Source organism: Ochrobactrum sp. 19YEA23, assembly GCF_029909865.1.
Classification (GTDB): Bacteria; Pseudomonadota; Alphaproteobacteria; order Rhizobiales; family Rhizobiaceae; genus Brucella; species Brucella gambitense.
Genome location: NZ_JASAMQ010000004.1, coordinates 235469 through 249556, shown reverse-complemented (window position 1 = coordinate 249556; position 14088 = coordinate 235469). Strand labels below are relative to the sequence as shown.

Sequence of the window (14088 nt, the reverse complement as noted above, 5' to 3'; positions counted from 1 at the left end):
GCGGCGGCCCCTGTCATGACTTTGCGATTTCGTTTGAAAATCAGCCTTTGAAATCACGTGCGAGCAGATAAAGCTCGACTGATTCCGCACGCGATGCGGGCGGTTTGACGTGGTGCACGGAGCGGAATTTCTGCTTCAGCATGGCCAGAAGCTCATTTTCCGTGCCGCCCTGAAAAGTCTTGGTCAGGAAGTGACCGCCGGGCTTGAGCACCGAGACAGCAAATTCAGCCGCCACTTCGCACAGGTGTACCGTGCGCAGGTGATCGGTGCGGCGGTGGCCGGTGGTCGGCGCAGCCATATCGGAAATGACGAGATCGGGCTTGTCGCCAAGCGCTTCCATCAGTTTCTGCGGCGCTTCATCATCAAGGAAGTCCATCTCCAGCAGGGTGACGCCCGGCAATGGATCGACATGCAGATAGTCAATGCCGACAACATGCGGATCTTCGTCGGTGGAACCGACAATCTTGGCTGCTATCTGCGACCAACCGCCTGGTGCGGCACCAAGATCGATGATCTTCTGGCCCTTCTTGAGCAGATCGTAGCGATCGTTGATTTCGATCAGCTTGTAGGCCGCGCGCGAGCGATAGCCGTCCTGCTTGGACTTGTGCACATAGGGGTCATTCAGGTGACGCAGCAGCCAGCGACGCGACGATTCCTTGATCGTACCTGCCTTTTTCTTCACGCGTACGTGCAGATTGCTGGTGCCCGCACCACCGCGTCCGCCCGTTTTGGCACCCGTCTTCGTGCCGCCCTTGTTTCCGCCTGCTTTGCTCATTTTCAGTTGCCTGTTCTAGCGCCAACAGCGCATTTATTGGCGCAATTGCGCGCGATTGTGCCGCCATGCGCCGTCGCGCGACATTAGTTCGGTCAGGATGCCTTCACGCAAGCCGCGATCCGCCACCAGAAGTTTTTCGCTCGGCCAGACCTTGCGGATGGCATCGAGAATGGCGCAGCCCGCAAGCACCAGATCGGCCCTGTCTGCACCGATGCATGGATTTGCAACACGCGCGTCGAAATCCCAGGACAGAAGACGGCTCGTCATCTGCGTCACGTCTTCCGAGCCCATCCACATGCCATCGACGCGGCGACGGTCATAGCGTTCGAGCCCCAGATGAATACCCGCCAGCGTGGTAACCGTACCGGATGTGCCGAGCAAATGGAAACGCGGGCTTGTAGCGAGCTGGCCAAGGCAGTGCCGTTCGGCAAAGCTGGACAGAAGCTCGGTCACATGACCGACCATCGCCTCGAAACTTTCCTGCGTGACGTTGCGTCCACCGAAACGCTCCGCAAGCGTCACAACGCCCACGGGCAGGGAGGTCCATGCCATGATATGTTCGGCAAGGCGCGGAGACCGGCGCTGCGAAACGTCGATCAGTGCGATTTCAGAGGAACCGCCACCGATATCGAACAGAACGACCGCTTCCGTCTCGCGCGCAACCAGTGTTCCGCAGCCGGAAACGGCAAGACGCGCTTCCGTCTGGCGATCGACGATTTCCAGTTCAAGCCCGGTTTCTTCGCGTACCCGCTCCAGAAACTCCTCGCCGTTCGAAGCCGCACGGCAAGCCTCGGTCGCTATCAGGCGCGAACGGCGGATCTTCTTGCCAGCCAGCTTGTCACGGCAGATCTTGAGCGCTTCGATAGCGCGCTGCATGGCGTTGTCGCTCAACCTGCCGGTAGCACTCAGCCCTTCGCCGAGGCGCACGATCCGCGAAAACGCATCCACGACGCGGAACTGTCCCGGCCGGGTCGGCGATGCGACCAGCAGGCGGCAATTGTTCGTGCCAAGGTCGAGCGCTGCGTAAAGCGGCGCTTCGGCGTGGTTGTGGCGTGGCGGTTGTGCAGCGCCGTTTTTCCGCTTGGCATGCGACGATGCTTGCGCGTGATTGTCACGACGCGGCGTTTCGTGCGCGCTCTTGGGCGCGTTTTCGGCGGTCCGCGGCGCGGCATTATTCTGCTGCTGCGCCTGCTTCTTCTTGCGGGCGCGCCTGCGGCGATTCGAAATTTTGCCGGGGGACTTGGCTTCCTGAAGAGTGGTGTCTTCGGCAGCTTTCTGCGCGACAGCCGCTTCCGGTCGCCGTGCCGCTTTGCCACGGTGACGACGGCGCGCACGCTTCCGCTGGCTGCCGGAACCCTTGTCATCCGCTTCACTTTGCGGCTTTGGGCGTCCTGAATCGGGTGCGCTACGCGCATTCCCGGCTTCTGCAACGGCTTCCTTGCGCGGTTTGCGCTTGCCGTTAGTCGACGGATTCCGGGCTTGAGCATTTCCCGATTGTCCGCCGGACGCCCCTTGTTGCGCCTTTTCTACGGGGCGCTCCTCGGGGTTTTTCAAGGTACTGATCCTTATAAGCGCCGCGCGAACCGAAAGGACGCAAGCAGGACGCTTGATTTATTACGTTGCCCTTAATGTAACAGCGGTTTTCTCTTTTACCAAGGGGCAGGCCGGTGAGACTCGGCGGAAAATTTCGAAAAGATCGTATGAATTGCGATAAGGCCAAAAACGAAAGGGCCTTCGCAAATGCGAAAGCCCTTTCCTGAAAGACAAAATGGTCGGTCAGATGTCGTAACTATGCGCGGCGTTGATGGTCGCGACGAACTGCTTGGTACGCTCACGGGACGGGCGCGAGAAGACGTCGTGTGCGGAGCCGGTTTCGACGATATTGCCTGATTCCAGAAACACCACATTCTGGGAAATCTTGGAGGCAAGGCGCAGATCGTGGGTGGCGATCACCATCGTCGTGCCTTCCTTGGCGAGCTTGCTCAGAACGTCCACCACTTCCGAGGCGAGTTCCGGATCGAGCGCCGAGGTGGGTTCGTCGCACAGCAACACGCGGGGCGACGGCGCCAGAGCGCGGGCAATCGCGATGCGTTGCTGCTGTCCGCCGGACAGGGTCGACGGCCAGGCGTCGGCCTTATGCGCCATGCCAACTTTCTGCAACAGCTCCATGGCGCGCTCGCGGGCCTTGGCTTTTGGCCATTTCAGCACGGTTACGAGGCTTTCCATGACATTCTGGATCGCTGTCTGGTGCGGAAACAGTTGAAAATTCTGGAACACCATGCCGGTCTGGCGGCGGATGGACTGGATCGCCTGCCAGCTTGGCTTGCGTCCCGGCTCAAAAGTCAGCGTCTGTCCGCCCAGCGACAGACTGCCGGATGTGGGCACTTCAAGCAGGTTGATGCAGCGCAGAAGCGTGCTCTTGCCGCCGCCTGACGGGCCGACGAGAGCAGTAACCGAGCCTTCGGAGATAGTGACATTGATGTCGTTGAGGATCACAGCGTCGTCAAAACGCTTTACGATGTGTTTCAGCTCGATCATGCGTTTGTCTCCAGCGTGCCGCCATAACGCCCGAAGCGTCGCTCAAGCCGTACCTGAAGGGCCGACAATATCGAACTCAGCGCCAGATAGATCAGCGCGGCTTCGATATACAGGATCAGCGGTTCGTAGGTTGTGGCGACGATGCGCTGTGCCGACTGGAAAAGCTCCGGCACGGTGATTGCGGCGGCGAGCGACGTATCTTTCACAAGCGAAATGAATGTGTTGGAAAGCGGCGGCACGGCGATTCTGGTCGCCTGCGGCAAAACGGTGCGGATCAATGCCTGACGCCAGCTCATGCCGATGGAATAGGCAGCTTCCCATTGGCCCTTGGGCACGGATGAGATTACCGCCCGGATGATTTCCGAACTATAGGCGCCGACATTCAACGTGAAGCCGATAAGCGCCGCCGGGAATGCATCGAGATAAATGCCCATGCTCGGCAAGCCATAGAAGATCACGAAAAGCTGCACCAGCAGCGGCGTGCCACGGAATATCCAGACATAGAAGCGCGCAATCGACGAAAGCCAGACCGGAGCGAAAAGCCGGACGAGCGCTGTCAAAAGAGCCAGCGCCAGACCAAAGATGAAGGATAGCAAGGTCAGTGGAATGGTGAAGATCAGCCCCGCCCAGAGAAGGGTCGGTAGCGACTCGATCATGAGTTGTAGCCAGTCAGGCACGTAGTACGGCTCCTTCGCTAAGTGTCTGATCCAAAAGTGCCATGCCGGTCTGCAAATGGCAATTTCTACGCTTCCGGTGCTCACGTACCTTTAAGTACGCTGCGCTCCGGTTCTCGAAATCACCATTTTCGCCACGGCCTGCCGCTTTTTGATTCAGACACTAAAAGCGGCGCTTAGCCTAGAAATAATTGTCTATCGTCACAAAAAAGAAGCCGGAATCCTGTTCCGGCTTCTCTATTTCCGGCGATCAGGAGCTTACTTGGAAACGTCCTGACCGAAATACTTCTGTGCGATCTTGTCGTAGGTGCCGTCGGCCTTGATATCGTCCAGCGCCTTGTTGATGGCTGCAACGAGATCGTCGTCGCCCTTGCGAACGATAATGCCCGAAGCGTCAGCGTTTTCCTTCTCGGCCACGATCTTGACCGGAGCCTTCGGCTGATGCTTCTTGAAGTCGAGGAAGGACAGGCTGTCATTGAGCGTCGCATCGGCGCGGCCCGTCAGAACGAGCTGGATCGACTGGTCGAAACCGTCGGTGGCCACGAGTTCCGCACCGGCTTCCTTGGCGATTTTGCCGTAGTTGCTTGTCAGCGACTGTGCCGACTTCTTGCCTTTCAGATCGGCAAAATCCTTGATCGTGTCGTTCTTGTCGTTGACGATCAGAACAACCTTGGAAACGATGTAAGGGTTGGAGAAGTTGAACTTCTTCTTGCGCTCTTCGGTGATGCCAACCTGATTGATAACGGCATCATAACGGTTGACGTCGAGACCGGCGATCAGACCGTCCCACTTGCCTTCGACGAATTCCGGCTTGACGCCGAGCTTGGCAGCCACGGCTTCACCGATTTCCACGTCGAAGCCGACGAGCTTGTTGTCCTTGTCGTGATAGGTGAAAGGCGCATAGGTGCCTTCGGTGCCGATCTTCAGTACGCCCGCCGACTTGATGGCGTCGAGATTTTCTCCGGCCATTGCGCCGGTGAAGAGAGCTGCCTGAATGATGCCTGCGGTAGCGATGATCTGAGCGAATTTCATTTTCGGTATCCGTGAACTGGTTGATGTTCTATTGATCGCAGAAATTTAATTCTAAAGATGCGTCCAAAACGACCATTAAGGCACAATTATTAGGATGTGTTCCTAATTATCGGACGAATTTGGGTGAATAATTCTAACATTTTCCGGTGTGGATCGGAAGGGCGGAAAAAGCGTTCGCTAGCCACTTATCCGTGGGGCGATTTTGCTACGTCGGAACGTAAAACGCCGCCAGAATTTTAGCTGGCGGCGCTTCATTTATCGTTGGAATTTGGTCGCTTACGGGAACGATTTACTCAGGCTTGCCAAAACCGCCGCCGGTCGGCGTGATGACGGTGAAGGCTTCACCTGCTTCCAGAACAGTCTGGTCGCAATTGCCAAGTACATCGACCGAACCGTCCTTGCGGCGCACTTCGTTGCGCCCCGTCTGGCCAGCTTCTCCGCCTTCCAGACCGAAAGGCGCCACGCGGCGATGCCCCGAGAGAATGGCGAATTCGAGCGTCTTCAATGCGCGGATCGTGCGCTTTGTGCCGTCGCCCGCATGCCATTTGCCCTTGCCGCCGGAATTTTCGCGAATATGGAAGTCTTCCAGCAAGACGGGGAAGCGGGTTTCCAGAATTTCCGGATCGGTCAGGCGCGAATTGGTCATATGGGTGTGCACAGCATCGGCACCGTTGAAACCGGGACCGGCGGGCGCGCCGGAACAGATGGTTTCGTAATACTGATATTCGTCATTGCCGAAGGTCAGATTGTTCATGGTGCCTTGTGCTGCGGCCATTGCCTTGGTCGCGCCGAACAGGCAGTTGGTGACAGCCTGACTGACCTCAACATTGCCTGCCACGACTGCCGCTGGATATTGCGGCGAGAGCATCGAGCCTTCCGGCACAACGATCCTGATTGGTCGCAGGCAGCCCGCATTCATCGGAATGTCGCCCTCGACCAGCACGCGGAAGACATAGAGCACAGCCGCGCGGGTGACGGGCTCCGGCGCATTGAAATTGTCGGAACGCTGTTCCGATGTGCCGGTGAAATCGACGGTCGCTTCACGCTTTTCCTTGTCGATGGTGACGCGCACCTCGATCTGGCAGCCCTGATCCATCTCATAGGTGAAATGGCCGTCCGGCAGCTTGTCGAGCACGCGGCGCACGCTTTCGGCGGCGTTGTCCTGAACATGGCCCATATAGGCTTTCACGACATCCTCGCCGAAAAGACCGATCATCTTTTTCAGCTCGGCCACGCCCTTTTCGTTAGCGGCGATCTGCGCCTTCAGATCATTGACGTTCTGCGTCAGGTTGCGGACGGGGTAGGTGGCGCCAGTCAGGAGAGCGGCGAGCGCCTCCTCGCGGAACGTGCCGCGATCGACCAGTTTGAAATTGTCGATATAGACGCCTTCCTGCTCGATATTGACCGCAAGCGGCGACATGGAACCCGGCGCAATGCCGCCAATATCGGCGTGATGGCCACGGCTTGCGACCCAGAAGCGGATTTCGCGATTATCGTCATCGAAAACCGGCGTGCAGACCGTGAGGTCGGGCAGATGGGTGCCGCCATTATAAGGCGCGTTGATGAGAAACACGTCGCCCGGCTTGATGTCGCTGTTTTCGCGGATAGCGGTGGCAACCGATGCGTCCATGGAACCGAGATGCACCGGCATATGCGGCGCATTGGCGACAAGATTGCCTGCTGCGTCGAAAACCGCGCAGGAAAAGTCCAGACGTTCCTTGATGTTCACTGAATAGGCGGTGTTCTGAAGCGTCACGCCCATCTGCTCGGCAATGGACATGAAGAGATTGTTGAAAATCTCCAGCATGACCGGATCGGCTTCGGTGCCGATAGCCGTGCGCACGGGCAGCGCCTTGATGCGCGTCAGCACCACGTGGTCATGGGCGGTGAGGCGGGCCTGCCAGCCATCTTCGATGACGATAGTCTGGTTTTTCTCAATGATGATCGCCGGGCCGGTAACGGTCTGGCCGCGCTGCATCTGCTCGCGTAGGACCACGCCCGCATCGTGCAACGCGCCTTGCGAGAAGAAGCGGGTCCGCTTGGCGGTTTCAGCTTCCAGATCGCTGTCGAGCGATTGGGCGCTTTCGGTTTCGCCTGCACCACCGCCAACGGCTTCGACTTCCACGGCATCGATAACGAGAGCCTTGTTTTCAGCAATGAAGCCGAAACGGCGCTTATGGGCCACCTCGAACTCGGCGCGAAGACGGTTGGTATTGTCCTCAGAGGGGAAGGTGGCCTCAATGGAGAGCACAGTGTCTGTGCCCGCATAGCGGATGTGGGCGCGCAGATGACGCTGCACGGCTGCGGCCTCGATGCCCTGGGTCAGAAGTTCGGCAACGCATTCCTGCGCCAGTTCTTCACCCAGCTCCCTCAGGGCTACGGGCGCGCTCGAATCGAGCGCGACGCCGAGCGCCTTTTGACGGGTGGCGCGAATATCGGCCAGACCCATGCCATAGGCGGAAAGCAGGCCGGACATCGGATGAAGAAGAATATTCTTCATGCCAAGTGCATCAGCGACGAGACAGGCGTGCTGACCACCCGCGCCGCCAAAGCAGTTGAGCGCATAGCGCGTCACATCATAGCCGCGCTGCACCGAAATTTTCTTGATCGCCTCGACCATATTGGCAACCGCAATGCGGATGAAGCCGTCGGCAACGGCTTCTGGCGAACGGCCATCGCCGATTTCGGCTGCGAGTGCGGTGAAGAGTTCACGCACCCGTTCCACATCAAGCGGCTGGTTCTGTTCGGGACCGAAGATCGCCGGGAAAAATTCCGGTAACAGCTTGCCCAGCATGACGTTGGCGTCGGTGACGGCAAGCGGTCCGCCGTTGCGGTAGCAGGCCGGACCGGGATTGGCGCCTGCGGAATCCGGGCCGACGCGGAAACGTCCGGCATCATAATGCAGGATCGAGCCGCCGCCTGCGGCAACGGTGTGGATCAGCATCATGGGCGCGCGGACGCGCACCCCGGCAACTTCCGTTTCGAAGGCCCGTTCATATTCGCCGTCGAAATGCGCAACGTCCGTGGAGGTGCCGCCCATGTCAAAGCCGATGACTTTCGGGAAACCAGCCGTTTCGCCGGTACGGGCGAGACCGACAACGCCGCCTGCCGGGCCGGACAGGATCGCATCCTTGCCCTGAAACAGGTCGGCTGCCGTGAGACCGCCGGACGACATCATGAACATGACGCGCGCGCCGGTGCGCTCGACATCCAGCTCGTTGGATACCTGCGCAACATAACGGCGGAGAACCGGCGACAGATAGGCATCGACGACCGTGGTATCACCGCGCCCCACCAGCTTGATCAGCGGCGAAACTTCGTGACTGACGGAGACCTGCTCGAAGTCGAGGCCGCGTGCGATGCGAGCAATTTCAGCCTCATGCGCGGGAAATTTGTAAGCATGCATGAGGGCGATGGCGACGGATTTGTAGCCCTGTTCCTTCAATGCAACCAGTGCTGCTTCGGCCTCGGAGGGATCGAGCGCCGTTTCAACTGTGCCGTCTGCCTGAACGCGTTCGTGCAGCTCCACGACCTTTTCATAAAGCGCTTCCGGCTTGATGATTTCGGTCGCAAAGATGTTCTTGCGTTCCTGATAGCCGATGCGCAGCGCATCGCGAAAGCCCTTGGTGGTGACAAGGGCCAGCCGCTCGCCCTTACGCTCCAGAAGCGCATTGGTCGCGACCGTCGTGCCCATGCGAACTTCGCCGATGATTCCGGCGGGAACTTCTTCGCCGGTCTTCAGGCCAAGATGCAGGCGAATGCCGTGAACGGCGGCATCCTTATAAGCAGACGGGTTTTCGGAGAGAACCTTGCGTGCATGGAGCTGGCCCTGCGGATCCCGCCCGATGACGTCCGTAAACGTACCGCCGCGGTCGATCCAGAAGTCCCATACTCCGCGTCCCGTTCCGCTCATCGCTGGCTCCCTCACACAAAATTCCAGATGCATTGAGTTGTGTATTCTGAAAACACTTCTGAAATTGATAGTCACATTTTATTGACAAAATGTCGATAAGATGATGACATAAAATTCACATAAAAGCGGGAGCTTCAAAATGGGTAAAGATAAGGCTTTTGAGGAAGAGCCTGAAACCGGAGACGAAATGCAGGAGGCTGGTTTCGATGAAGTCACGCTGCCCAAGCATTTGCGCCCGGTTGCCTCGATCGGCCCCATTGTCTCATCCGCGCATCTGGCTGAAGGCGGTTCGCCCGGCATGTCCGAGGTTGAATACGGCCTCATTCTCGCATCGCACGCCTTTTCGCGCTGGATGGTTCGCTGCATGGCTGCGGCGGGATTGCCGGGACTGTCGCCAATCGAAGTGCTGATTCTCCATTCGATCCGCCACCGTGATCGGGAGAAGAAGCTTGCCGATATCTGCCTCGTTCTCGACATTGAAGACACGCATATTGCCACCTATGCCATCCGCAAGCTTGAAAATGCGGGCTTGCTGACGACCGGCAAGGCGGCAAAGGAAAAGACGGTGAAGATCACCGCCAAGGGCGCGGACGCCTGCGCGCGCTATGCGCAGATTCGCGAGCGCCTTCTGGTCGATTCCACTGCCAATGCGCGCCCTTCGGAAGAAACGCTTTCCGAAGTGGCTGCCCTTTTGCGCTTCATGTCCGGTGCATTCAATCAGGCCACGCGGTCTGCCATCACACTTTAAGAGGGTTGAAAGTTTGAGCGGAACCGAGTTGAGCGAACCAGTTTCAAAACCTCTCCTGACCGTCGATGGCCTCAGTGTCGAATTTGGCGCGAGTCGTGTCGTTGACGATCTGAGCTTCTCGGTCCATCCCGGTCGCACGCTGGCTGTGGTGGGCGAATCCGGTTCGGGCAAGTCCATCACGTCGCTTTCCATCATGCGGCTTGCCGATATGAGCGGTGCGAAATTCCCGTCTGGGCGCATTCTGTTCGGCGAACGCGATCTGCTCAAGGCCGATCAGAAGACAATGCGGGGCATTCGCGGCAAGGAGATCGCCATGATCTTCCAGGAGCCGATGACGTCGCTCAATCCGGTTTTCACCATCGGCAACCAGCTATCCGAAGTGCTGATGCTGCATGAGGGCATGACCCAGCAGGCAGCGCTTGCCGAAGGGACGCGGCTTCTCGAAATGGTGCGATTGCCGGATGCGGCAGGTCTGATGAAACGCTATCCACATCAACTTTCCGGCGGTATGCGCCAGCGCGTCATGATCGCCATGGCGCTTGCCTGTCGTCCGAAACTGCTGATCGCAGATGAGCCGACGACCGCGCTCGATGTGACCATTCAGGCCCAGATACTGCACATCATCAGAGATTTGCAGCAAGAGCTTGAAATGGCGGTGATTTTCATCACGCACGACATGGGTGTGGTGGCGGAAATGGCTGACGATGTCGTCGTCATGTGGAAGGGCAAGAAGGTCGAGGAAGGCCCGGTCGGTCAGATTTTCTCGAAGCCGGAACATGCCTATACCAAGACGCTGCTGTCGGCAGTGCCGAAGCTTGGCAGCATGACGGGGGAAGCTTTTCCCAAGCGGATGCCGGTCATGACCATGCGCGACGGTGTGCCTGTTCTGACGGGTGAGGAGCGCATTCAGGACACGGCGCGTTATAGTGACAAACCGTTGCTTTCCGTGGACGATCTTTACGTGCGCTTTCCGATCAAGAAGAACCTGTTCGGCAAGGTCACGCATGTCTGCAACGCGGTTTCGAAAGTCGCCTTCGATATTTATCCGGGCGAGACGCTGGCGCTGGTCGGCGAATCCGGTTCGGGAAAATCGACCATTGGGCGCACCATCCAGCAACTGCAGACGCCGCTTTCCGGCGATATTCGCTTCAACGGCAAGGCCTATTCGGCCATGAGCGCTGCCGAGCGCTACGCCATGCGCCGCGAAGTGCAGTATATTTTTCAGGACCCGTTCGCATCGCTCGATCCGCGCAAGACGGTTGGCTTTTCCATTGCAGAACCCATCCGCACGCATGGCCTTCTCGACAATGACAAGGCAATCAATGCGCGTGTGGCGGAATTGCTGGAGCGGGTTGGCCTCGGCCCGGAACACGCCAAGCGCTATCCGCACGAGTTTTCCGGTGGTCAGCGCCAGCGTGTCTGCATCGCGCGGGCGCTTGCTTCCAAGCCGAAGCTCATCATCGCCGATGAAGCCCTGTCGGCGCTCGATGTTTCCATTCAGGCGCAGGTCATCAACCTGTTCATGGATTTGCAGAAAGAGCAGGGACTGGCATATCTCTTCATTAGCCACGACATGGCGGTGGTCGAAAAGATGAGCCATCGCGTTGCGGTTCTTTATCTCGGCCAGATCATGGAACTCGGCTCGCGGCAGCAGGTTTTCGAAACGCCGTCGCATGACTACACGAAACGGCTTCTCTCGGCGGTGCCGATTGCCGATCCGTCGGCGCGCACCAACCGGCCTGCGCTGGAAGGTGAAATTCCAAGCACGACGCGCCGGATCGATGACAAGCCGCCGATCTATCGCCATCGCGAGGTCGCAACCGGGCATTTCGTGGCCGAAACAGCCTGACGCACAAAGTTCAACAGAAACCCAAAGGGGAAAAAACAATGATAAGGAAAACACTTAAAGCCGTTCTTATGGCTTCCGCTCTCTCGGCGGCAGTGTTTGCATCTGCTCCGGCTTTCGCTGCCGGAAAGCTGACCGTTTCGTCGCCGCAGGACCCGGGCAGCTGGGATCCGATCGACACTTTCCTCGTCAACTGGGCTTCTGTTGCTACCAATATTTTCGATGGTCTCGTCTATCGCGGACCAGACCTCAAGATCGTTCCGGCGCTTGCGACCTCTTGGGACGAGCTGGATGATGGCAAGCGCATCCGCTTCCATCTGCGTGAGAACGTCAAGTTCCACGATGGCGAGCCGTTCAATGCTGAAGCAGTCAAGTTCACCTTTGATCGCCTGCTCGGTGAGGAAGGCGCGAAAGGCCCGCAGCGTTCCAACTATATCGCCATCGAAAAGGTGGAAGTCATCGACGACAAGACTGTCGATTTCCATCTGAAGGCGCCGGACCCGGTCCTCATCACCAAGCTGGCCGGTTATGGCGGCATGATTGTTCCGCCGAAATATATTCAGGAAAAGGGCGACGATTATTTCAACACTCATCCGGTCGGGACCGGACCGTTCAAATTCGTTTCCTATGAGCCGAAGGTCAACATCAAGCTTGAGGCTTTCGCCGATCATTGGGGCGGCGCGCCGAAGCTTTCCGAACTCGAATATCGCTTCATCACCGAGCCTTCGACCGCTGTTGCCGAACTTCAGGCCGGTCGCGTCGATCTGGTCATCCCGCCGACCATTCCGATTGGCATGATCCCCACCATTCAGAGCGATCCGAAGCTGGAACTCGTCACAACCGCAGGCCCGACGGTCTATGCCCTGCGTTTCAACACGGCTGACGGCATCACCAAGGATGAACGCGTGCGCAAGGCGCTGACAATGGCGGTTGATCGCGACGCGATCATCCAGTCCATTCTGGCAGGTCAGGCCGAGCCGATTGCAAGTTTCCAGGGTTCGCTGTCCTTCGGTTTCGACCCGAACATGAAGCCGCTGCCTTACGATCCGGAAGGCGCGAAGAAGCTGCTCGAAGAAGCGGGCGTTCAGCCCGGCGCAAATGTGCAGATCGACGTGCGCGGTCAGGATGCAAGCTTCAATGAAGTGGCACAGGCTATCGCAAGCTTCCTGCAGATGGTCGGCGTCAATGCAACCATCAAGCCTTACGACACCAATGTTCTGCTGAACGATGTCATCCCGCAGGGGAAGACCGGCGCGATGTTCCAGCAGGCGTGGGGCGGCTGGACCTTCGACTACGATAACACCGCCTATTCCATGTACCATTCGGGCGAAAAGTGGAACCCGTACGACAAGGACGAAAAGCTCGACAAGATGCTGGAAGCGCAGCGCTCGGTTATTGATCGCGGCGAGCGCGAAAAGCTCCTGCAGGAAATCGCGCATTACGCAGCCGACCGCGCACTGGAAATGCCGCTCTACAATCTCAAGGCAATCTTCGGCGTCAACAAGCGTGTGAAGAACTTCGTGCCGGTGCCTGACAGCCGTCTGCGTTTGACGGACGTCACTGTCGAGTAAGCAAGAATGACAATACAGCAAGCCGGATATGACCGGCTTGCCGCAGCATTTCGGAGGCGCACTGGTGGCCGGATTTCTGATCAAACGAATTTTGCAGGCGTTGTTCGTGCTTGTCGCGATGACGCTGCTTGTCGCTTTCGCGGTCCGCCTGACAGGCGATCCGGCATTGATGCTGACGCAAGGCGCTGGCAGCATCACCGAAGCCGACCTCGCACGCATCCGCGAAGGTCTCGGTCTCAACCAGCCGTTCTTCGTTCAATACTGGCAGTTCCTCAAGGGACTGTTCACAATGGATTTGGGGCGAAGTTTCCTTGGCGGCACGCCGGTTTCCACGCTCGTCGCTGGCGCTCTGCCTGCCACGTTGATGCTGGCTTTCGCCTCGCTGTTCGTTTCCATCGTGATTTCCGTCCCACTTGGCATCAAGGCTGCGGTGTCGCGTGGAAAATGGGCAGATCAGCTCATCCGCATCTGCTCGCTGGTGGGTCTGTCCTTCCCGAACTTCTGGCTGGCGACGATGCTGGTTCTGCTGTTCGGCATCACGCTGCAATGGCTGCCGCCAAGCGGCATGAGCGGCATTGCAAGCTTCATCATGCCTGCGCTCACCATGGGCATCATCCTGACAGCAACCAATGTCCGCCTTGTGCGCACGGCGATGCTGGAGACGCTGCAATCGCAATATATCATGGTGGCGCGCGCCAAGGGTTTGAGCGAGAACAAGGTGCTCTACAAGCATGCGCTGCGCAATTGCGCCATTCCGCTGATCACCTATCTCGGCCTTCAGTTTGGCGGTCTTCTCGGCGGTATCGTCGTGGTGGAGCGCGTGTTCAACTGGCCGGGCATGGGCACGCTTGCCTTCGACGCCGTTGCCGGGCGCGATTATCCTGTCCTGCAGGCCACCATCGCGATCCTTTCCATGCTGATCATCGGCGTCAATCTTCTCGTGGACATCGCCTATGGCCTTGTCGATCCGCGTATCCGCACGGAGTAGGAC

The 14088-nt window shown here is 58.3% G+C and carries 10 protein-coding genes; 4 read left to right on the top strand and 6 right to left on the bottom strand.

What is annotated here, in order from left to right:
* Positions 1 to 40: 40 nt before the first annotated feature.
* From QBD01_RS12710 to QBD01_RS12685, 6 genes are all read right to left on the bottom strand, one after another.
* Positions 41 to 775, bottom strand: coding sequence for an RlmE family RNA methyltransferase (locus QBD01_RS12710; RefSeq protein ID WP_280993104.1), 735 nt, complete (start codon positions 773 to 775; stop codon positions 41 to 43).
* A gap of 33 nt (positions 776 to 808) precedes the next feature.
* Positions 809 to 2329, bottom strand: coding sequence for a Ppx/GppA phosphatase family protein (locus tag QBD01_RS12705; protein ID WP_280993103.1), 1521 nt, complete (start codon positions 2327 to 2329; stop codon positions 809 to 811).
* Between the two features lie 222 nt (positions 2330 to 2551).
* Entirely contained in the window at positions 2552 to 3313 is a 762-nt protein-coding gene (locus QBD01_RS12700) for an amino acid ABC transporter ATP-binding protein (RefSeq protein WP_280993102.1), read from the bottom strand.
* Entirely contained in the window at positions 3310 to 3990 is a 681-nt protein-coding gene (locus QBD01_RS12695) for an amino acid ABC transporter permease (RefSeq protein WP_078336826.1), read from the bottom strand. Before QBD01_RS12695 ends, QBD01_RS12700 begins: the two co-directional genes overlap by 4 nt.
* A gap of 255 nt (positions 3991 to 4245) precedes the next feature.
* On the bottom strand, positions 4246 to 5019 hold the full coding sequence (locus QBD01_RS12690) for an amino acid ABC transporter substrate-binding protein (RefSeq protein ID WP_078336827.1): 774 nt from the start codon (positions 5017 to 5019) through the stop codon (positions 4246 to 4248).
* 289 nt (positions 5020 to 5308) lie between these two features.
* Positions 5309 to 8932, bottom strand: a complete 3624-nt coding sequence (locus tag QBD01_RS12685) for a hydantoinase B/oxoprolinase family protein (protein ID WP_280993101.1) — start codon at positions 8930 to 8932, stop codon at positions 5309 to 5311.
* 139 nt (positions 8933 to 9071) lie between these two features.
* On the opposite strand from QBD01_RS12685, the gene QBD01_RS12680 reads away from it, so the two are divergent.
* The 4 genes from QBD01_RS12680 (at position 9072) to QBD01_RS12665 (ending at position 14085) form a co-directional block, all read left to right on the top strand.
* Complete coding sequence (locus QBD01_RS12680) at positions 9072 to 9680, top strand: winged helix DNA-binding protein (RefSeq protein WP_280993100.1); 609 nt, start codon at positions 9072 to 9074, stop codon at positions 9678 to 9680.
* 13 nt (positions 9681 to 9693) lie between these two features.
* Positions 9694 to 11529: an ABC transporter ATP-binding protein gene (locus QBD01_RS12675; protein WP_280993099.1), complete on the top strand. Its 1836-nt coding sequence runs from the start codon at positions 9694 to 9696 to the stop codon at positions 11527 to 11529.
* A 38-nt stretch (positions 11530 to 11567) separates the two neighbouring features.
* Entirely contained in the window at positions 11568 to 13097 is a 1530-nt protein-coding gene (locus tag QBD01_RS12670; RefSeq protein ID WP_280993098.1) for an ABC transporter substrate-binding protein, read from the top strand.
* A gap of 64 nt (positions 13098 to 13161) precedes the next feature.
* A complete protein-coding gene (locus tag QBD01_RS12665) occupies positions 13162 to 14085 on the top strand; it encodes an ABC transporter permease (protein WP_113533509.1) in 924 nt (307 codons plus the stop codon).
* Positions 14086 to 14088 lie beyond the last annotated feature (3 nt).

What these genes read in the sequence shown, in the direction of transcription:
- QBD01_RS12710 (WP_280993104.1), bottom strand. Translation starts at nt 775, where the DNA reads ATGAGCAAAGCAGGCGGAAACAAGGGCGGCACGAAGACGGGTGCCAAA.
- QBD01_RS12700 (WP_280993102.1), bottom strand. Translation starts at nt 3,313, where the DNA reads ATGATCGAGCTGAAACACATCGTAAAGCGTTTTGACGACGCTGTGATC.
- QBD01_RS12690 (WP_078336827.1), bottom strand. Translation starts at nt 5,019, where the DNA reads ATGAAATTCGCTCAGATCATCGCTACCGCAGGCATCATTCAGGCAGCT.
- QBD01_RS12685 (WP_280993101.1), bottom strand. Translation starts at nt 8,932, where the DNA reads ATGAGCGGAACGGGACGCGGAGTATGGGACTTCTGGATCGACCGCGGC.
- QBD01_RS12680 (WP_280993100.1), top strand. Translation starts at nt 9,072, where the DNA reads ATGGGTAAAGATAAGGCTTTTGAGGAAGAGCCTGAAACCGGAGACGAA.
- QBD01_RS12670 (WP_280993098.1), top strand. Translation starts at nt 11,568, where the DNA reads ATGATAAGGAAAACACTTAAAGCCGTTCTTATGGCTTCCGCTCTCTCG.